This window comes from Streptomyces sp. HNM0645, from assembly GCF_030056615.1.
Lineage (GTDB): Bacteria > Actinomycetota > Actinomycetes > Streptomycetales > Streptomycetaceae > Streptomyces > Streptomyces marianii.
Genome location: NZ_JASHLT010000006.1, coordinates 26,366 through 45,029 on the forward strand (window position 1 = coordinate 26,366; position 18,664 = coordinate 45,029).

Genomic DNA, 18,664 nt, shown 5'->3' on the forward strand with positions numbered 1-18,664 from the left:
GGGACGGGTCAGGCAGGCTTGGCGAGTCCGACGGGCCGGACGGGTCCCGCAGTCCGCGAGGGCCCTACGAGCGCGCCCGGGCCGACGGAGCGGGCCCCGGCGGGCGGGGCGGGGCCGACGGGCCGGCCCGGGATCTGACCTCGGGCCGGTACGGGCCGAGGGCGGCCCCGGCCGTCACATCGGCGATCTCACCGGCAACCGCGCACCGCACGACCACCGCTCCCTGTGCCCGAGCCACGCGTGCCGCCCAGGCACATGCCGGTCCGGCGCCTTCAAGCGCCAGGTCGGCCGCAGCGAGCGCCGCGAGGTCGGCGGCGGCGCCCGCACGGTGACGGGCGACGACCGCCTGCCCCATGGCGAGCACCACGGCGAAGACCGCGCACATCGCGCACGCCGCCATGGCCACCCAGACGGTCGCCGAACCCCTGTCGCAGCTCCTCATGGTTCGCCGCCCCCCACCGCGTCCTCCGCGAGGGCGACGGCTTCGGCCGTCAGGGTGAGGGCCGCTGTCCCGGGACCGGGGCTCGCCGCCTCGACCCGCACCCGCCAGAGGTCCCCGTCCCTGCCCAAGGAGATCTTCGAGCCGGCCGGTGCCGCCGAACGGGCGGCGGAGATGGCCGCGGCCTCCGGCTCCGAACGGGCGGCCGCGCGAGCGCCCGCCCTGGCGGCGTCCACGCACTGGATCTGCGCCGACGCCGCCATCAGCGCCCAGACGAGCGCCATCGTGAACACCACCAGCGCGGGCACGGCCACCGCGGCCTCTGCCGTGACGGATCCCCGGTCGGCTGCACGGCAGGAGCGCCGAAGCACGGACGTCGCGGTGCCGGAGGCCCCGGAGGTGTCAGAACTGCCCATTGAGCGCCTTCCCGATGATCGACTCGAGTGCCGTGGAGACCGTGTCGCTGGTGATCACCTGATAGAGAGCCGCTGCGAAGGCGCATGCCGCGATCGTGCCCATCGCGTACTCCGATGTCGTCATTCCGGCATCGCCCCGAGGGAGTCGGCCCGACAGCCGGTCACGCGCCCTTGTGAGGATTTCCCTGGTCCGAGACGCAGCCCCGGTGCGTGCGAAGTCCGCGGAGTTCGCTCCGGTGAACACCGCTCCCTGGGTCTTCACATCGGTCACGCTCATGTCGATCCCCTCGATTCCGAATGATGTTGGTGCTGGTGCCGTTCGCTGCACCAGTGCCGCTGGTGCCGCTTCCGAGTGCCGCCGAGTTCCGGTCATGCGCTGATCCGGACCACCGCCGGTCAGTTGCCGCCGTTGCCGTGCAGCAGCCCCGTGGCGAGGCCGATCACGACGGGAGCCACTCCGATCGCGAGGAAGGCGGGCAGAAAGCAGAGCCCCACCGGTGCCGTGATCAGTACCTGGGCGCGCTGCGCCCGGGAGGCCGCGATGCGGGCCTTCTCCGCCCGGAGTCCCGCAGCCAGCCGGGCGACCGGTTCCGCGGCGGGAGCTCCCGTCGCGGCCGCCTGCTCGAGACAGCGGGCGAGCCTCGCCGCCCCCGGAATCTCCCCGAACCTCCCCCAGGCGCGGGCCGGTTCGCTTCCCAGCCGAAGCTCGGCCGCAGTCTGTGCCAGTCGCTCCCCGACCGGCCCGCCGAGCGACTGGCCGACCGCGAGCGCCGCCTCGCGCGGCCCGGCTCCCGCCGAGACACAGGCGGCCAGCAAGTCCGCGGCGAGCGGCAGTTGGTCGATCGCAGTCCTCTCCGAGGCGCCCGCCGCCCTGTCGCGTGCGCGGCCCCGCTGCCACCTCCGGAGGCCGTACGCTCCGGCAAGCCCCAGCAGACACCCGGTGATGCCCCCGGCGATGACCCAGCCGGTGACCACCGCCACGACCGGGGCCGTCCACGTACCCGCCCAGGCCGGCGCTCGAACAGGGCGCCGACGACGCAACGTCCCGTGCCGCACGGAGCCCGGCCCCAGGAGTGCGTGGAGCCGCCTGCGCGCCTGTCGGCGACGCAGCCGCCCTCTCACCATCCAGGCCGCCACCGCGGCCGGCGGAACGGCGATGCCCAGGCTCCTGATGAACTCATCACTCACGGCCGCTCCCCGCCCGTACGATGCGCGTCGCCCAGTACAGCCCGACGGCCTCCAGCAGACAGCCGACCAGCAGACAGCCCAGCCCTGCGGGGCTGTGCAGCAGGACGCGCAGGGGATCGGCGCCGAGCGCCCAGCCGAGTGCCAGCCCGATCGCCGGGAGCAGCGCCAGCACCACGACCGTCGACCACGCCCCCGCCAACCGCGCTCTCAACGAGTCCCGTTGTTCCTGCTCGGCCCTGAGGGCGGCCTCGAGCCGGTCGATTCCCGTCGCCAGACCCGCCCCGCTGTCCACGGCGACGAGCCAGCAGGCGGCCAACCCGGCCAGTCCTTCCGCACCCGGTTCACCGGACGCACGCCTCAGCTCCGCCGGCACGTCCCCGCCGAACCGGGCGGCCGCCAGCACCGCCGCCTCCGCAGCACCCAGCGCTCCGGTGGCCCGGCCGGCGGCCAGCAGTGCCCGTCCCGGCTGACTGCCGGCCCTCAACTCGCCCGCGACAAAGCCGCACAGAGCGATCACCGCGCCGGCTCTGCCGTCCCTCGTCCTTCCGCGCTCGAACGCCCTCAGCCGCCGCCCCAGCAGGGGGACCGCCACCGCACCCACGAGGAGCGGCAGCACCGAACCGCCCAGCACGGCCAGGAAAGCGCCCGCCGGCAAGCACAGCCATTCGCGCCGAAACCGGTCCAAGGGGCGCCGCCAGCGCTCCCAGGGCCATCGGGTGTCCGGTCGCACGGCGCCGCCGGACGCCAGCACCAGCCGCGCCCTCCGCAGCCCTTCGTCCCGGCCGGCCGTCAGGCAGACGGCAGCTCCGGCGCACACCGCCGCATACAACGCCGCCGTCGTCATCGAGGACCCCCGATCAGGGACCGCAGTCGCTCCCAGCCTCGTTCGCGGACGAAGTGCGCCGCGCCCCACCGCAGCGCCGGCACGGTGACCACGAGCCCGGCCGCGTCACGCTCCAGCACATGGATCTCGGCAACCCGGCGCCCGCCGTCCCGCCGCCGTACGAGATGCACCACGACCGACAGGGCGGCGGCCAACTGGCTGTGCAGCGCGGCCCGGTCGAGACCGGCGGCCGTCCCGAGCGCCTCGAGCCGGGCGGGGACGTCCGCGGCCGTGTTGGCGTGCACGGTTCCGCAACCGCCGTCGTGTCCGGTGTTCAGCGCCGCCAGGAGATCGGTCACCTCGGAACCGCGTACCTCCCCGACGACCAGCCGGTCCGGACGCATTCGAAGCGCCTGCCGCACCAGGTCGCGAAGAGTGACCAGACCCGCGCCCTCCTGGTTAGCCGGGCGGGATTCCAGGCGCACGACGTGCGGATGGTCGGGACGCAGTTCGGCGGAGTCCTCCGCGAGCACGATGCGCTCGTGCTCGCCCACCAGTCCCAGCAGGGTGGACAGCAGCGTCGTCTTGCCGGAGCCGGTGCCACCGCTGATCAGATACGAGACCCTGGCCTCGATCATTGCAGTGAACAGCCGGTCGCCGCCCGGCGGTACCGTGCCGGCCGCCACCAGCTCGTGCAGCGAGAAGGCCCTCGGCCGGACCACCCTCAGCGACAGACAGGTGGATCCGACAGCCACGGGAGGCAGCACCGCGTGCATCCGCGTGCCGTCGGGCAGCCTGGCGTCCACCCAGGGGCGGGCGTCGTCCAGTCGCCTTCCCGCCACCGCCGCGAGCCGTTGCGCCAGCCGGCGCACCGCTGCCGCGTCGGGGAAGCACACCTCGGTGAGCCGGAGTCCGCAGCCCCGGTCGACCCACACCCGATCGGGCGCCGAGACCAGCACATCGGTCACGGCGGGGTCGGCGAGGAGTGGCTCCAGAGGCCCGGTGCCGACCAGTTCGCAGCGCAGTTCCTCGGCGGCGCCGAGGACCTCCGCGTCACCGAGCAGCCGTCCCTGCGCCCGCAGCGCCGCGGCCACCCTGGCCGGGGTGGGCTCGGCCCCGCTCTCGGCGAGCCGTTGCCGTACCGCTTCCAGAAGTACCGACGTCACGCCGCACCTCCACCGGTGAGCGCCCGTGCCCAGAAGGCGGAACAGAACCTGGCCAGCGGGTCCCGCTCTGCCGCGCCCGGCGGAACTCCCGCGTCGAGATCGGCGGACAGTCCGGCCTCCAGCGGGAGTTCACCGGCCAGTTGCAGTTCCAGCGCCTCCGCCACCCACCGCTCGTCCAGCCCCGGGCCCCACGGCCCTCGGACGACGAGCCGCAGATCGCCCAGCACCATGCGGACGGTCGACGCGACCCGACGTGCGGCGGCCACCGCACGCAGGTCGCCCGGCACCACGAGGAGCCCGACGTCCAGCTGCGCCAGCGCCTCCGCCGTCCCTTCGTCGACCCGGCGGGGCAGATCCACGACGACGACTCCACCGCGTCTGCGCGCCGCTGCCAGCACCGACCGCATGGCCTCCGGCGGAATCGTCACCGTCTTGCCCCGGTCCCAGCTGAGCACCCGCAGTCCGTGCACCGATGGCAGCGACTCCTCCAGCGCGCCGCCGGCGACCCGGCCTCTGGACGCCGCGAAGTCGGGCCAGCGCCGGCCTTCCTGCTGCTCTCCGCCGAGAAGGACGTCAAGGCCGCCGCCGAGCGGATCCCCGTCGACGAGCATCGTGCGCCTGCCCTCACGGGCCGCGGTCACGGCGAGCGCGCAGGCCAGCGTGGACGCACCGGCCCCGCCCCGTCCACCGAGCACACCGACGGTCAGCGCGGGCCGACCCACGCCCTCCGCGACATCGGCGATCCTGTCGACGAGCCAGCCCTCGGCGTCGGGAAGCCGCAGCACACAGTCGGCGCCGATCTCCACAGCCCGGCGCCACACCTGTGGATCGTCCTGGTCGCGCCCGACGAGGAGCACACCGCGTCTGCGGGTGGCCCCCAGACACCGGGCGGCCGCATCGTCGCCGACCAGGACCAGTGGGGCCGCTTCCCAGCCGCCTCCGTCCTCCGGCACCGCGTGGTGGACCTGCGGCTCGGCGCCGGCGGCGGCGCACAGTCTCAGCAGGTCGTCCAGGAGCGGCGGATCCTCCGTGATGATCAAGGGTCCCGTCCGGTGCTCGGCGGACAATCCGTCCCCGCCTGCGGCCCCGGCCGCGCCCGGTGGCGCGGTCCTGCCGAACGCGCCGGACGTGCTGTGTCGCACCACGATGCCTCCCCTTTCGCCGCGCTGCCGCGGCGCCTCCCGCGGAAGCCGGCCGGCCCCGCATGTGTGGCCGCACCACTCCCGTCGGAGGCGGGATCGATGCGGGATCAGTGATTCCTTCGGCCCGTGAACTTCGCGGACGTAATCACCGTGCGGGGCAGCGGAAAATCGTGTGGATCTTGCTCCAAAACTGTGGACAACTCACCGCTTGTGAATATCCCGTTAGCCCATACCGGTGACTTCCGGCATGACATCCGCAGCGCAGCGCAATAATCACGCAGAGTGACGAAGGATGGAGGGCGGCGGAGTGCCCCGTTCCAGGCATACGGAGGTAAGGACGATCAGCAACAGAAGGCGAAAATGCGTCCGGACATGCGACGACCCCCGCCGGGGGGGAGAGCGGGGGTCGTCCCCACGGCCGACTCGGGGGGGGAGGAGTCGGACCGGGTTAGCACGGTCGCGAACGATCCGTGACTTCCATGGTGTACCCGAGAGCCTTCTCAGGCAAACCCACGCGCCCCACCTTACGCCGAATGGAGGGCGCATATGCTCTGCGTCGTGGAAAACCACTCCTTGCCGCGCACAGCAGCCTTCTTTGACCTGGACAAGACGGTCATTGCGAAGTCGTCGGCGCTGACCTTCAGCAAGTCCTTCTACCACGGCGGACTGATCAACCGCCGCGCCGTGCTCAGAACGGCGTACACCCAGTTCGTCTTCCTCGCGGGCGGCGCCGACCACGACCAGATGGAGCGGATGCGCAAGTACCTGTCCGCGCTCTGCAAGGGCTGGAACGTGCAGCAGGTGAAGGAGATCGTCGCCGAGACCCTGCACGATCTGATCGACCCGATCATCTACGACGAGGCGGCCTCCCTGATCGAGGAGCACCACACCGCCGGCCGCGACGTCGTCATCGTCTCCAGCTCGGGCGCCGAGGTGGTCGAGCCGATCGGCGAGCTGCTGGGCGCCGATCGCGTGGTGGCGACGCGGATGGTGGTAGGCGAGGACGGCTGCTTCACCGGAGAGGTGGAGTACTACGCGTACGGACCCACCAAGGCCGAGGCGGTGAAGGAGCTCGCCGCGTCCGAGGGGTACGACCTCGAACGCTGCTACGCCTACAGCGACTCCGTCACCGACGTCCCGATGCTCGAGGCCGTGGGTCATCCGTACGCGGTCAACCCCGACCGGGCGCTGCGCCGTGAGGCCTCCTCACGCGGGTGGCCGACCCTCGTCTTCAACCGCCCGGTGCGACTGAAGCAGCGCATCCCGGGCTTCACGATGCCCGCGCGCCCCGCACTCCTCGCGGCCGCGGCGGTGGGAGCGGCGGCGGCCACCGCCGGCCTCGTCTGGTACGCCAACCGGCGCCGCAGCACCGCTGCCTTTGCCCGCACTTGAGATTGAAAGTAAAAAGTGCGGTCAGGGGTTCCGCTTGTCGTACCGCTGGAGTACAAATGAATTAACGGCCCGCGAGACCTGGGACATCCGAGAGGATCACCTTCTACGCAACAAAGGCCCCACGGACCGAGCATGGACGCTGAGCACCCACGCGACGTCGACCCGTCGATTACGGGCCAGCCGCACCAGGTGACGGGCAAAGTTCCCGACCTGATGGGCAACATCTCGAGGACGCTTGGTAACTCGGCCGACATGCCAGCGGCGGTACCGACCGGTACCGCCGCAACCCTTTGGTCCGGCGTCTCGCCGCGTTCAACACCCTTCGCGAACAGTGCCCTTGGCCCGGCCGGACGGCGCCCGGCCCAAGGTCACGCCGCTCCCCGCTGGAGCGCCTCGCACACGGCCGTCGACTCCCGCACACCGAGTTCGACGGCGCGGCCGCAGTGGGTGATCCAGGCGCCCATGCCCTCCGGGGTCCCGGACAGATAACCGTCGAACGCCTTGAGGTACTCCGTACGGCCGAGTTCGGCGTGACCCACCTCGGTGGGGCAGATCGACTTGGGGTCCAGTCCGCTGCCGATGAGGACGATGCGCTCCGCCGCCCGTGCGACCAGTCCGTTGGCCGAGGAGAAGGGGCGCAGGGCGAGCAACTCGCCGTGCACCACGGCGGCCATGACCAGTGCGGGGGCCGCACTTCCCGCGATGACCAGCCCCGACAGCCCGTCGAGCCGCCCGGCGACCTCGTCCGCGTCCGGCAGCGGTGCCTCGATCAGCGGCTCGTCGACCTTCTCCCCCGCGAGCCGCGGCCGGCCGACCGACTCCTCGGGAGCGACACCGCCCTCCGCGACCAGATGGAGCCGGGCCAGGACGCGCAGCGGGGACTGCCGCCAGATGGACAGCAGCTGCCCCGCCTCAGCGGTCAGCCGGAGGGCGGCCCCCACGGTGCGGGCCTCCGTCCCGCTCCCGAAGTCGGTGCGCCGGCGCACCTCCTCCAGCGCCCAGTCCGCGCCCGAGAGCGCGGCGGACGCCCGGGCCCCGCGGAGCGCGGCCTCCGAGGTGACCTCGTTGCTGCGGCGACGCATGACGCGGTGCCCGTAGACCCGGTCGACGGCCTTCCGCACCGAGTCCACGGCATCCGCCACCCCGGGAAGATCACCCAGTGCGGCCAAGGGGTCAGAGGCGTTCGTACTCATAGGTAAGGAGGCTACGCGCACCGGGCTCGCGCCCCACGTTGGAGTGGTCTTCTTCACGCACCACGGAAACCCTGGGCGACGATGCCGCTACCCTAGGTGAACATGAAGATCGCTTTCGTGGGAAAGGGCGGTAGCGGCAAGACGACGCTGTCCTCGCTCTTCATCCGTTACCTCGCCGCGCAGCAGGCCCATGTCATCGCGGTGGACGCCGACATCAACCAGCACCTGGGCGCGGCGCTCGGGCTCGACGAGCAGGAGGCGGCGGCGCTGCCCGCGATGGGCGCGCACCTGCAGCTCATCAAGGAGTACCTGCGCGGCACCAACCCGCGGATCACCTCCGCGGAGACGATGATCAAGACAACACCGCCGGGAGAAGGTTCACGGCTGTTGCGCGTCCGCGAGAACAATCCGGTCTATGACGCCTGCGCCCGGACGGTACGGCTCGACGACGGGCAGATCCGGCTGATGGCGACCGGCCCGTTCACCGAGTCGGACCTCGGGGTCGCCTGCTACCACTCCAAGGTCGGGGCGGTGGAACTGTGCCTCAACCATCTCGTCGACGGCCCGGACGAGTACGTCGTGGTCGACATGACGGCGGGCTCCGACTCCTTCGCCTCCGGCATGTTCACCCGGTTCGACATGACGTTCCTCGTGGCCGAGCCGACCCGCAAGGGCGTCTCGGTGTACCGGCAGTACAAGGAGTACGCCCGGGATTTCGGCGTCTCGCTCCGGGTCGTCGGCAACAAGGTGCAGGGGCCGGACGACCTCGAGTTCCTGCGTGACGAGGTGGGCGACGACCTTCTCGTGACCGTCGGGCACTCGGACTGGGTGCGATCGATGGAGAAGGGCCGTCCGCCGCGGTTCACCCGGCTGGAGGAGCCCAACCGGGCCGCGCTGCGCACGCTGCGACGGTCCGCGGACGCGTCCTGTGCGCGGCGCGACTGGGTGCGGTACACGCGGCAGATGGTGCACTTCCATTTGAAGAACGCGGAGAGCTGGGGCAATGCGAAGACGGGGGCCGACCTGGCGGCCCAGGTCGACCCCGACTTCGTGCTCGGCGGGCAGACAGCGGGGGTCAGCGCGCCGCAGCCGGCCTGATCGCCGCGGGTCCGTCGTGCGCCAGCCGGTCCGGGACGGACCCGCCGGCCGCGGCCGGCCAGACCAGACTCGTCCGGCCCGCGGCCGGGACGTCGTCCGCGGCGGATGGACCGGTGGCGGCCCTCACGCCGAGGGCGGACTTGGCCTCCGGTGCGCTCCCTGCCCCGCCGACGCCGGATTCGGCCGTAGCGGATGCGGAAGCGCCGGATCGGGCCGGCCCCGCCCCGGCCCGGGCCGGCGTGCTCCCGCCCGGCTTGTCGGACCCCGAGGAGGCGGCGGTCAGGAAGTCCTTCCAGCCGCTCCTCGGCGCCCGGCCGACGGGCAGGGTGCGCAGTCGCCTCAGCACCTCGGGATCCTGCGCGTCCAGCCAGTCGGCGAGCTGACGGAACGACACGCAGCGCACGTCACGCTGCACACAGACGAAACCGATGGTCTGCTCGACGGCGCGCATGTAGGCGCCGCCGTTCCACGACTCGAAGTGGTTGCCGATGACGAGCGGCGCACGGTTGCCCATGTAGGCCCGGTTGAAGCCCTTGATCAGCCCGTCGCGCATCTGGTTTCCCCAGAAGGTGTGCATGCTGGGGGCGCCCTTCGCCGTGCCCGACTGATTGACCATGAAGTTGTAGTCCGTGGACAACGTCTCGAAGGCGCGGCCAGGCACCGGGACCAACTGCAGGGAGAGGTCCCACAGTCCGTGCTTCTTGTCCGGCCAGATCTGCTCGCTGATGCCGCTGCTGTCATAGCGGAAGCCCTGCTTCGCAGCGACCCGGAGAAAGTTGTCACGCCCCTCCAGGCAGGGCGTACGGGCTCCGACGAGTTCCCGGTCGTAGTCGAAAGGCAGCGACTGCTCGCGCGGCAGGCCCGCGTTGGTCCGCCACTTCTTCACGAACGACTTGGCCTGGACGAGCTCGCTCTTCCACTCCTCGGGCGTCCAGGTGGCACCACCGCCCAGGGGGCCGCAGAAGTGGCCGTTGAAGTGGGTGCCGATCTCGTTCCCGTCCAGCCAGGCACCCCTCAGTTCGCGAACGGTGGCCTTGATGCCCTTGGTGTCGTTGAAGCCGATGTCGGAGCGGCCCCGTTCGTGCCGGGGCGGGTCGTACAACTCGGCCTTCGACTCCGGGAGCAGGTACACGCCGCTGAGGAAGTAGGTCATCGTGATGCCGTGCTTCCTGCCCACTTCCCGGAAGTGGGAGAAGAGCTTCGTGTCGTCCTCGCCGGCCCCGTCCCAGGAGAACACCACGAACTGCGGCGGTTTCTGCCCCGGCTTCATCCGCTCCGGGCGCGCCTGCCCCGGTTGCGCCCCGGTGTACGAGGTCGAGCCGTCGCCGATCTGACCCAGCCGGTTCCCCAGGGCACCGGAGAGCCCCGACCCTCCGTCACCACCGGAACATGCGGCGAGGCCCATGACGAGCGCGGTGGCCACGGCACCGAGGACAGCCTTCCGTGCGGCGGGCAGCATCCGTCCACCCTCTTTCGACGTGTGCGGTGAAGTGCGATCGATACGCCCATACGACTGCGAACCAGAACAAAGTCGCACCAAGGGCCATGGAGCAGGGGAGACAGGCCGAGCCGGGAGGATCAATCACCGGATCGAATGAGTCCGTCCCGTCACTCGCCGACGCCTGCCGGCCGAGCGGGAGGCCCTTCCCGGGCAGGTGACTCGATCACCCGCCCTACCGCAGGGGGCGGGTGATCGACGGGGACATCCCGCCGAACCGCTCACCCGGGGTGAACCGACCCGGTGCGGCATACGTGAGTACGAGTGGCCCCTTCCCCCACCGCCCGGGGCGAAGGGGCCACTTGTCCGGGACGGCGGACCGGGCGTCCCACCGGCCACTTCAGCCCTCGACAGGTCTAAACCAATTTCTTGAAGGCCCTTGTCACCCGGCCATCCGCCTGATGAGCTATGGCCTGGGACACATAGGCACATAGGACGCCCTGGGAAAGGGAGATGCCGTGAGCAACGAGAGCCTGGCCAACCTCTTGAAGGAAGAGCGGCGGTTCGCACCGCCGGCCGAGCTGGCCGCGCACGCCAACGTGACGGCGGAGGCGTACGAGCAGGCCGCGGCGGACAGGCTTGGCTTCTGGGCCGAGCAGGCGCGACGGCTCAGCTGGGCCGAGGAGCCGACCGAGATCCTGGACTGGTCGAACCCGCCCTTCGCCAAGTGGTTCGCCGACGGCAAGCTCAACGTCGCGTACAACTGCGTGGACCGGCACGTCGAGGCCGGTCACGGGGACCGCGTCGCCATCCACTTCGAGGGCGAACCGGGCGACAGCCGGTCCCTCACCTACGCCGAACTCAAGGACGAGGTCTCCCGGGCCGCCAACGCCCTGACGGAGCTGGGCGTCCGCAAGGGCGACCGGGTCGCGGTCTACCTGCCCATGATCCCCGAGGCCGCCGTGGCGATGCTGGCCTGCGCCCGGATCGGTGCGGCGCACTCGGTCGTCTTCGGCGGATTCTCGGCGGACGCGGTCGCGTCCCGCATCCAGGACGCCGACGCCAAGCTGGTGATCACCGCCGACGGTGGCTACCGCCGCGGCAAGCCCGGCGCCCTCAAGCCCGCCATCGACGAGGCGGTCGCCAAGTGCCCGCAGGTCGAGCACGTGCTGGTGGTCCGCCGCACCGGCCAGGACACCGCGATCACCGAGGGCCGGGACGTGTGGTGGCACGACGTCGTCGACCGCCAGCCGGCCGAGCACACCCCCGAGGGTTTCGACGCGGAGCACCCGCTTTTCATCCTGTACACGTCCGGCACCACGGGTAAGCCGAAGGGGATCCTGCACACCTCCGGCGGCTACCTCACCCAGGCGGCGTACACCCACCACGCCGTCTTCGATCTCAAGCCGGAGACCGACGTCTACTGGTGCACGGCCGACATCGGCTGGGTGACCGGCCACTCGTACATCGTGTACGGGCCCCTCGCCAACGGGGCGACGCAGGTGATGTACGAGGGCACGCCCGACACCCCGCACCAGGGCCGTTTCTGGGAGATCGTCCAGAAGTACGGCGTCACGATCCTCTACACGGCGCCGACGGCGATCCGCACGTTCATGAAGTGGGGCGACGACATCCCGGCCAAGTTCGACCTGTCGAGCCTGCGCGTCCTCGGCTCGGTCGGCGAGCCGATCAACCCCGAGGCGTGGATCTGGTACCGGGAGCACATCGGAGGCGGATCCGCGCCCATCGTGGACACCTGGTGGCAGACCGAGACCGGGGCCATGATGATCTCGCCGCTGCCCGGCGTCACGGAGACCAAGCCCGGATCGGCCCAGCGCCCGCTGCCCGGCATCGCCGCGACCGTCGTCGACGACGAGGGCCGCGAGGTGCCCGACGGCGGCGGTGGCTATCTGGTCCTCACCGAGCCGTGGCCGTCGATGCTCCGCACCATCTGGGGCGACGACCAGCGCTTCATCGACACCTACTGGTCGCGGTTCGAGGGCCGGTACTTCGCGGGCGACGGAGCGAAGAAGGACGACGACGGCGACATCTGGCTGCTGGGCCGCGTCGACGACGTCATGCTGGTCTCCGGCCACAACATCTCGACGACCGAGGTCGAGTCTGCCCTGGTCTCGCACCCCAAGGTCGCCGAGGCCGCCGTCGTCGGCGCGGCCGACGAGACGACCGGCCAGGCCATCGTGGCGTTCGTGATCCTGCGCGGGACCGCGAGCGAGGACGAGAGCCTCGTCGCCGAGCTCCGCAACCACGTCGGTACGACGCTCGGGCCGATCGCCAAGCCCAAGCGCGTACTGCCGGTGGCCGAGCTGCCCAAGACCCGGTCCGGCAAGATCATGCGCCGGCTGCTGCGGGACGTTGCGGAGAACCGCCAGCTCGGTGACGTCACGACACTCACCGACTCCTCCGTGATGGATCTCATCCAGTCCAAGCTGCCGACGGCGGCCTCGGAGGACTGAGTCCGCAGATCACCGCCAGGGGCACCCGGAGCGAACGCGCCGGGTGCCCCTGTTGCGCCTAAGGTGAAGATCAGCTGTCCCGACGTACCCCCCACCCAGGTCATTAGGTAGGGTAAGGAATCGCGTCAACGACGCGGCAGGAAACCGAGGTGCGCCGGGAAGTCTGGTCGGCATGTGCCGTGCCGTGCCTATCCGACCGGAGGTCCCCACTCGTGGCAGCGCCGACCCCCACCCCCCGCAAGTTCCTCGGACGCCCCTCCCTCCCCGAGCGAAACTTCGTGGCGGACGCCCTGCGCACCGAGACCGTCGGCGGGATCCTGCTCCTGGCCGCCGCCGTCGCCGCGCTCCTTTGGGCGAACACCCCGCTCGGCCGCAGCTACGAGGCCGTGGCCGACTTCCATCTGGGCCCGGCGTCCCTCGGGCTCGACCTGTCCATCCAGCACTGGGCGGCCGACGGACTGCTGGCGATCTTCTTCTTCGTCGCCGGTATCGAGCTCAAGCGGGAACTCGTCGCAGGCGAACTGCGCGACCCCAAGGCCGCGGCGCTCCCCGTCATCGCCGCCGTGTGCGGTATGGCGGCCCCCGCACTGGTCTACACGCTGGTCAGCACCGCCGGCGGCGGCTCTCTGGCGGGCTGGGCGGTGCCCACGGCCACCGACATCGCCTTCGCCCTCGCGGTGCTGGCGGTGATCGGTACGTCGCTCCCGTCCGCGATCCGCGCCTTCCTCCTCACGCTCGCCGTCGTCGACGACCTCTTCGCGATCCTGATCATCGCGATCTTCTTCACCAGCGATCTGAACTTCGCCGCGCTCGGCGGGGCCCTGGCCGGCCTCGCGGTCTTCTGGCTGCTGCTGCGCAAGGGCGTACGCGGCTGGTACGTCTACGTCCCGCTGGCCCTGGTCATCTGGGGACTCATGTACAACAGCGGCGTCCACGCCACCATTGCCGGCGTCGCCATGGGCCTGATGCTGCGCTGCACCCGGCACGAGGGCGAGGAGCAGTCCCCCGGCGAGCACATCGAGCACCTCGTGCGGCCGATCTCGGCCGGCCTCGCCGTACCGCTGTTCGCGCTGTTCTCGGCCGGGGTCAGCATCTCGGGCGGCGCGCTGCACGCCGTCTTCACCCGTCCCGAGCCCCTCGGGGTCGTGCTCGGCCTGGTGGTCGGCAAGACCTTCGGCATCTTCGGCGGCACCTGGCTGGCCGCCCGCTTCACCAGGGCCGAGCTCAACGAGGACCTTGCCTGGCCGGACGTCTTCGCCGTCGCGTCGCTGGCCGGCATCGGCTTCACCGTCTCCCTGCTCATCGGCGAGCTGGCCTTCGCCGGCGACGCCGTCCTGACGGACGAGGTCAAGGCGGCCGTGCTGCTCGGCTCCCTGATCGCCGCGGTGATCGCCTGTGTGCTCCTGAAACTACGGGTACGCAAGTACCAGGCGCTGTGCGAGGCGGAGGAGCGCGACGAGGACCAGGACGGCATCCCGGACGTGTACGAACAGGACAACCCGGAGTACCACCTGCGGATGGCCGAGATCTACGAGAAGAAGGCCGCGGAGCACCGGCGCAAGGCGGAAGTCGCGGGTGCGTCGCGCGCCGACGGCGACAGTCCGGCATGATCTGACAGCAGATCCGAAGCAGAGATGAGGGAGTCACCGATGAGCGACCCCGGCAGCACGACCACCGCCGTCGAAGCCGCGGGCGACGTGGTCGGACCGGTTCGGCTGGCCGGCGCCGACAAGACCATGGGGCAGTTGGTCGCGACGGCGACCGCCGAGATGTCCGCCCTGGTGCACGACGAGATCGCGCTGGCCAAGGCCGAACTCAGGCAGGACGTCAAGCGGGGGGTGACGGGCGGGGTGGCCGGCACGGTCGCCGGGGTGCTCGCCCTGTTCTCCCTACCGGTGCTGAGCTTCGCCGCCGCCTACGGCATCCACAATCTCGGTCTGGGACTCGCCTGGTCGTTCCTGATCGTGGGAGCGGCGTTCCTGCTGCTCGCGGGCCTGGCGGCGCTGCTGGCCATGACCAGGTTCAAGAAGGTCAAGCCGCCGGAGCGCTCCATCGCCTCGGCCAAGCAGACGGCCGCCGTGCTCCAGAACGCCAAGCCGCACCCCCGAGGGGCGAAGGACCCGTCCACATCTGTGGCACGCTCGTCCGCATGACGGCACCCGATACGCCCTCTGTCGGCAACGGAAGCAGCACCGGAAACGGAAACGGCGGCCCCGTACGGATCGATGGGCCCTGGACCCATCGTGACGTGGCGGCCAACGGTGCGCGCTTCCACATCGCGGAACTGGGCGACGGGCCGCTGGTGCTGCTGCTGCACGGCTTCCCACAGTTCTGGTGGACCTGGCGGCACCAGCTGACCGCGCTGGCCGACGCGGGCTTCCGCGCGGTCGCGATGGACCTCCGCGGCGTGGGAGGCAGCGACCGTACGCCCCGGGGCTACGACCCGGCGAACCTCGCGCTCGACATCACCGGCGTCGTACGGTCCCTCGGCGAGCCCGACGCGGCCCTCGTCGGGCACGACCTCGGCGGCTACCTCGCCTGGACGGCGGCCGTGATGCGGCCCAAGCTCGTCCGCCGGCTCGCGGTCTCCTCGATGCCGCACCCGCGCCGCTGGCGCTCGTCGATGCTCGGCGACTTCGCACAGAGCCGCGCCGGATCGTATGTGTGGGGCTTCCAGCGGCCGTGGCTGCCGGAGCGTCAGCTCCTCGCGGACGACGCGGCCTTGGTGGGCCGGCTGATCCGGGAGTGGTCCGGTCCGCGCCCTCCCGAGGAGGACACACTCGACGTCTACCGCCGGGCCATGTCCATCCCGTCGACGGCGCACTGCTCGATCGAGCCGTACCGGTGGATGGTGCGGTCGATCGCACGTCCGGACGGCATCCAGTTCAACCGCAGGATGAAGCGCCCCGTCCGGGTGCCGACGCTCCATCTCCACGGCTCACTGGACCCGGCGATGCGTACGCGCAGCGCGGCGGGCTCGGGCCGGTACGTCGAAGCCCCGTACCGCTGGCGGCTGTTCGACGGACTCGGCCACTTCCCCCATGAGGAGGACCCCGCGGCGTTCTCCAACGAGCTCGTCAACTGGCTGAAGGACCCCGAGCCCGACCGCTGACCGCGGCCGCGGCGCGCCCCTGCCCGGCGGCCGACTCCGACGACGGGATCACCGGACGCCGACAGGGGAGACACCCTCCCGCGAACGGGTGTGCGACGAACGGGGATTGCCCGGCGCATAGGCCAATTGGCGGGCCCAGACGCGGTTACCGACCTTGGGGCACGGGCACACGTCGGGGTATGGGCTGGACGCACGACTACAGTGACACAGCACGCAACTCCCGCTCGGCCTCCGCGCCGGTAGCGGACGAAAGGGGCGGCCCCCAGGGGCGGGGGCATGATCCCCGCCTCGGGATTCCGCGCATCCTCCGCCGTCGGGCCCGCTGGGTCTCGGCACGACTGCGCCATCCTCGCGGCTGACGCCGTCGCAACGGCGTCCGCGTCACCTGCTCACGCACGTCTGCACAGGGGCGGACGCTCCTGTGGGCGCGCACACCTGCGCAGCGGCTCATACCTTCCCGGGGCAGCCGTCCGTCCGGGGCGCTGCTCTCCGGGGTGCGCCACTCATCCGGACCGGCTGTTCCCCGGCACGGGTCATGCCCGGGCACATGGGTGCCCGGACCACACGGAGCTCCCGACGTCGGCGTCAGACGGCACAGCGGGGTCCGTGTCCGGACCGTACCGGCAGGTGCCGTGTGCCCGGACCGGACGGCGCACCTGCACACGGGCGAGGTGCCTCCTCACGTACGCCGTGTGCCCGGGCCATGACACGCGTCCGCGACCGACGTCCGGGCCGGGGGGTGCCGGTCTTCGGCACCCGTCGGCGGCGCCTGTCAGAGCGCGCAGCCCTGGCTGTCGACCTCCTGGTTGGCCTTGCGGCCGAGCCTGATGTCGTCGCGGATCTCGTCCGCCGTCAGCGCATAGCCGGTGTCGGCGTCGTCGAGGGACCGGGCGAAGATCACTCCGTACACCTGTCCGTCGGCCGTGAGCAGTGGGCCGCCGGAGTTGCCCTGGCGGACCGTCGCGAACAGCGAGTAGACGTCGCGGCGCACCTCGCCGCGACGGTAGATGTCGGGCCCCTTGGCGTCTATACGGCCGCGGACGCGCGCCGAGCGCACGTCGTACGACCCGTTCTCCGGGAAGCCCGCGACGATGGCGCTGTCACCGGTGCGGGCGTCACCGTCGGTGAAACGGAGGGGCGGTGCCTTCAGGTCGGGGACGTCCAGCACGGCGATGTCGCGCTGCCAGTCGTAGAGGACGACCTTGGCGTCGTACCGCCGGCCTTCGCCGCCTATCTGCACGGTCGGCTCGTCCACTCCGCCCACGACGTGCGCGTTCGTCATGACCCGGCGCTCGGCGAAGACGAAGCCGGTGCCCTCGAGCACCTTGTTGCAGCTCTGCGCGGTGCCGACGACCTTGACGATGGACCGCTGGGCGCGGGCCGCGACCGGGCTGTCGACCAGCGCCGGGTCCGGCGGCCTGACCTCGGTGATGGGCTCGTTGGCGAAGGGGCTGAAAACCTGCGGGAAGCCGTTCTGCGCGAGGATCGACGAGAAGTCGTCGAACCACGTGTCCGCCTGTGGCGGCATCACCCGGTCGACGCCGAGGAGGATCTTGGAGTTCCGGACCTCCTTGCCGAACGGCGGCAGCGTGGTGAAGGCGAACAGGGAGCCGATGATCCAGGCCACCAGCAGCATCGCGAGGACGTTCACGAGAGCGCCGCCGGTCGCGTCGAGCGCACGCGCCGGGGTCCAGGTGATGTACCGGCGGAGCTTGTTGCCGAGGTGAGTGGTGAGGGCCTGCCCGACGGACGCGAAGACGATCACGATCACGACGGCGACGATCGCCGCTGCCGTGGACACCTCCGTCTCGTTCGTCATCCGGTCCCAGAGGAACGGGAGCAGATAGACGGCGACGAGTCCACCGCCGAGGAACCCGATCACCGACAGGACGCCGACGACAAAGCCCTGACGGTAACCGACGACGGCGAACCACACGGCGGCGAGCAGCAGCAGGATGTCCAGCACGTTCACCGTCACTAGCCTCGCAGTTTCGTCGTCCGGCACTCCGTCCGGCAGGAAGGTCCCGGATCAGCTCCCGGTGACGCCGGACCGGCCACCGGAAGAACACAGCACGTGGGCAACGGTCTCATGTGCGCCAGTCGAGCGGGACCTGCTTGGCCCGGTCCCATGGGCGTTCCCAGCCGGCGAAATGAAGGATGCGGTCGATCACTCCGGCGGTGAATCCCCAGACCAGAGCCGATTCGACCAGAAATGCCGGACCGAGGTGGCCGCTGGGGTGGACGCTCGTGGCCCGGTTCGCGGGGTCCGTGAGATCCGCCACGGGCACCGTGAAGACCCGGGCGGTCTCGGCGGGGTCAACGGCGGCGACCGGGGAGCGCTCTCGCCACCAGCCGAGGACGGGGGTCACGACGAAGCCGCTCACCGGGATGTACAGCCGGGGCAGCACCCCGAAGACCTGGACGCCGGACGGATCCAGACCCGTCTCCTCCTCCGCCTCCCGGAGGGCCGCGCGGAGCGGCCCGGTGGTGGCCGGATCCCCGTCCTCGGGGTCGAGGGCGCCGCCCGGGAACGACGGCTGGCCGGCGTGGGAGCGCAGGCTGCTCGCCCGTTCCATGAGCAGCAGCTCGGGGCCCCGGGCGCCGTCCCCGAAGAGGATCAGCACGGCGGACTGCCGCCCTCCGCCGCTCTCGGGCGGGAGGAACCGGCTGAGCTGCTCGGGAGCGATCGTCCCGACGGACCGCTCTACGGGCCGCAGCCACTCGGGCAGGCCGTGGCCGCTCACGACCACATCGCCGTCGTAAGTCTCATGTGTGCGTGTCAT

18 protein-coding genes are annotated in these 18,664 nt (G+C 71.3%); 7 read left to right on the top strand and 11 right to left on the bottom strand.

The genetic code is table 11. From position 1 onward, the window contains the following. Nucleotides 1-64: 64 nt before the first annotated feature. The 7 genes from QMZ92_RS05085 to ssd form a co-directional block, all read right to left on the bottom strand. A complete protein-coding gene (locus QMZ92_RS05085) occupies nucleotides 65-442 on the bottom strand; it encodes an Rv3654c family TadE-like protein (protein WP_283296033.1) in 378 nt (125 codons plus the stop codon). Next, complete coding sequence (locus tag QMZ92_RS05090; protein ID WP_283296034.1) at nucleotides 439-855, bottom strand: TadE family type IV pilus minor pilin; 417 nt, start codon at nucleotides 853-855, stop codon at nucleotides 439-441. The genes QMZ92_RS05085 and QMZ92_RS05090 overlap by 4 nt, the downstream gene beginning before the upstream one ends. Beyond that, nucleotides 842-979, bottom strand: coding sequence for a DUF4244 domain-containing protein (locus tag QMZ92_RS05095; RefSeq protein ID WP_283296035.1), 138 nt, complete (start codon nucleotides 977-979; stop codon nucleotides 842-844). Before QMZ92_RS05095 ends, QMZ92_RS05090 begins: the two co-directional genes overlap by 14 nt. Before the next feature lie 272 nt (nucleotides 980-1,251). Continuing rightward, on the bottom strand, nucleotides 1,252-2,043 hold the full coding sequence (locus QMZ92_RS05100; protein WP_283296036.1) for a type II secretion system F family protein: 792 nt from the start codon (nucleotides 2,041-2,043) through the stop codon (nucleotides 1,252-1,254). Beyond that, on the bottom strand, nucleotides 2,036-2,887 hold the full coding sequence (locus QMZ92_RS05105) for a type II secretion system F family protein (RefSeq protein ID WP_283296037.1): 852 nt from the start codon (nucleotides 2,885-2,887) through the stop codon (nucleotides 2,036-2,038). Before QMZ92_RS05105 ends, QMZ92_RS05100 begins: the two co-directional genes overlap by 8 nt. Next, on the bottom strand, nucleotides 2,884-4,032 hold the full coding sequence (locus tag QMZ92_RS05110) for a TadA family conjugal transfer-associated ATPase (protein ID WP_283296038.1): 1,149 nt from the start codon (nucleotides 4,030-4,032) through the stop codon (nucleotides 2,884-2,886). Before QMZ92_RS05110 ends, QMZ92_RS05105 begins: the two co-directional genes overlap by 4 nt. Beyond that, nucleotides 4,029-5,099, bottom strand: a complete 1,071-nt coding sequence (gene ssd, locus QMZ92_RS05115; RefSeq protein WP_283296157.1) for a septum site-determining protein Ssd — start codon at nucleotides 5,097-5,099, stop codon at nucleotides 4,029-4,031. The genes QMZ92_RS05110 and ssd overlap by 4 nt, the downstream gene beginning before the upstream one ends. Nucleotides 5,100-5,720: 621 nt before the next feature. On the opposite strand from ssd, the gene QMZ92_RS05120 reads away from it, so the two are divergent. Beyond that, nucleotides 5,721-6,566: an HAD family hydrolase gene (locus tag QMZ92_RS05120; protein WP_283296039.1), complete on the top strand. Its 846-nt coding sequence runs from the start codon at nucleotides 5,721-5,723 to the stop codon at nucleotides 6,564-6,566. A 368-nt stretch (nucleotides 6,567-6,934) separates the two neighbouring features. Here QMZ92_RS05120 and QMZ92_RS05125 read toward each other — a convergent pair whose 3' ends face one another. Next, complete coding sequence (locus QMZ92_RS05125) at nucleotides 6,935-7,759, bottom strand: Fic family protein (RefSeq protein WP_283296040.1); 825 nt, start codon at nucleotides 7,757-7,759, stop codon at nucleotides 6,935-6,937. A 102-nt stretch (nucleotides 7,760-7,861) separates the two neighbouring features. On the opposite strand from QMZ92_RS05125, the gene QMZ92_RS05130 reads away from it, so the two are divergent. After that, complete coding sequence (locus tag QMZ92_RS05130; protein WP_283296041.1) at nucleotides 7,862-8,857, top strand: ATP-binding protein; 996 nt, start codon at nucleotides 7,862-7,864, stop codon at nucleotides 8,855-8,857. On the opposite strand, the gene QMZ92_RS05135 is transcribed toward QMZ92_RS05130, so the two are convergent. Continuing rightward, nucleotides 8,835-10,316, bottom strand: coding sequence for a polysaccharide deacetylase family protein (locus tag QMZ92_RS05135; protein ID WP_283296042.1), 1,482 nt, complete (start codon nucleotides 10,314-10,316; stop codon nucleotides 8,835-8,837). The two genes, QMZ92_RS05130 and QMZ92_RS05135, sit on opposite strands and share 23 nt — an antisense overlap. Before the next feature lie 497 nt (nucleotides 10,317-10,813). Between QMZ92_RS05135 and acs the strand changes: the two genes are divergently transcribed. The 5 genes from acs to QMZ92_RS05160 all read left to right on the top strand — a co-directional run bounded on the left by acs (nucleotide 10,814) and on the right by QMZ92_RS05160 (nucleotide 16,240). After that, on the top strand, nucleotides 10,814-12,769 hold the full coding sequence (gene acs, locus QMZ92_RS05140; RefSeq protein ID WP_283296043.1) for an acetate--CoA ligase: 1,956 nt from the start codon (nucleotides 10,814-10,816) through the stop codon (nucleotides 12,767-12,769). Nucleotides 12,770-12,981: 212 nt separating this feature from the next. Next, the gene (nhaA, locus tag QMZ92_RS05145) at nucleotides 12,982-14,379 is read left to right on the top strand and encodes a Na+/H+ antiporter NhaA (protein WP_283296044.1); all 1,398 of its coding nucleotides are present in this window, start codon (nucleotides 12,982-12,984) and stop codon (nucleotides 14,377-14,379) included. A 39-nt stretch (nucleotides 14,380-14,418) separates the two neighbouring features. Further along, the gene (locus QMZ92_RS05150; RefSeq protein WP_502961992.1) at nucleotides 14,419-14,922 is read left to right on the top strand and encodes a phage holin family protein; all 504 of its coding nucleotides are present in this window, start codon (nucleotides 14,419-14,421) and stop codon (nucleotides 14,920-14,922) included. Further along, complete coding sequence (locus QMZ92_RS05155; protein WP_283296045.1) at nucleotides 14,919-15,881, top strand: alpha/beta fold hydrolase; 963 nt, start codon at nucleotides 14,919-14,921, stop codon at nucleotides 15,879-15,881. The genes QMZ92_RS05150 and QMZ92_RS05155 overlap by 4 nt, the downstream gene beginning before the upstream one ends. Before the next feature lie 179 nt (nucleotides 15,882-16,060). Further along, nucleotides 16,061-16,240, top strand: coding sequence for a hypothetical protein (locus QMZ92_RS05160; RefSeq protein WP_093653883.1), 180 nt, complete (start codon nucleotides 16,061-16,063; stop codon nucleotides 16,238-16,240). 413 nt (nucleotides 16,241-16,653) lie between these two features. Here the strand turns inward: QMZ92_RS05160 and QMZ92_RS05165 are convergent, their stop codons facing one another. Beyond that, on the bottom strand, nucleotides 16,654-17,853 hold the full coding sequence (locus QMZ92_RS05165) for a MarP family serine protease (protein WP_283296046.1): 1,200 nt from the start codon (nucleotides 17,851-17,853) through the stop codon (nucleotides 16,654-16,656). A gap of 115 nt (nucleotides 17,854-17,968) precedes the next feature. Continuing rightward, nucleotides 17,969-18,664 (bottom strand): NUDIX hydrolase, encoded by a 696-nt coding sequence (locus QMZ92_RS05170; protein WP_283296047.1) that lies wholly within the window; start codon nucleotides 18,662-18,664, stop codon nucleotides 17,969-17,971.

Bases quoted from the DNA above. Each gene is read 5' to 3' on its own strand.
- QMZ92_RS05085 (WP_283296033.1), bottom strand. From the start codon at position 442: ATGAGGAGCTGCGACAGGGGTTCGGCGACCGTCTGGGTGGCCATGGCG.
- QMZ92_RS05090 (WP_283296034.1), bottom strand. From the start codon at position 855: ATGGGCAGTTCTGACACCTCCGGGGCCTCCGGCACCGCGACGTCCGTG.
- QMZ92_RS05095 (WP_283296035.1), bottom strand. From the start codon at position 979: ATGACGACATCGGAGTACGCGATGGGCACGATCGCGGCATGCGCCTTC.
- QMZ92_RS05105 (WP_283296037.1), bottom strand. From the start codon at position 2,887: ATGACGACGGCGGCGTTGTATGCGGCGGTGTGCGCCGGAGCTGCCGTC.
- QMZ92_RS05120 (WP_283296039.1), top strand. From the start codon at position 5,721: ATGCTCTGCGTCGTGGAAAACCACTCCTTGCCGCGCACAGCAGCCTTC.
- QMZ92_RS05125 (WP_283296040.1), bottom strand. From the start codon at position 7,759: ATGAGTACGAACGCCTCTGACCCCTTGGCCGCACTGGGTGATCTTCCC.
- QMZ92_RS05130 (WP_283296041.1), top strand. From the start codon at position 7,862: ATGAAGATCGCTTTCGTGGGAAAGGGCGGTAGCGGCAAGACGACGCTG.
- QMZ92_RS05135 (WP_283296042.1), bottom strand. From the start codon at position 10,316: ATGCTGCCCGCCGCACGGAAGGCTGTCCTCGGTGCCGTGGCCACCGCG.
- QMZ92_RS05150 (WP_502961992.1), top strand. From the start codon at position 14,419: ATGAGCGACCCCGGCAGCACGACCACCGCCGTCGAAGCCGCGGGCGAC.
- QMZ92_RS05155 (WP_283296045.1), top strand. From the start codon at position 14,919: ATGACGGCACCCGATACGCCCTCTGTCGGCAACGGAAGCAGCACCGGA.
- QMZ92_RS05160 (WP_093653883.1), top strand. From the start codon at position 16,061: ATGGGCTGGACGCACGACTACAGTGACACAGCACGCAACTCCCGCTCG.
- QMZ92_RS05170 (WP_283296047.1), bottom strand. From the start codon at position 18,664: ATGACACGCACACATGAGACTTACGACGGCGATGTGGTCGTGAGCGGC.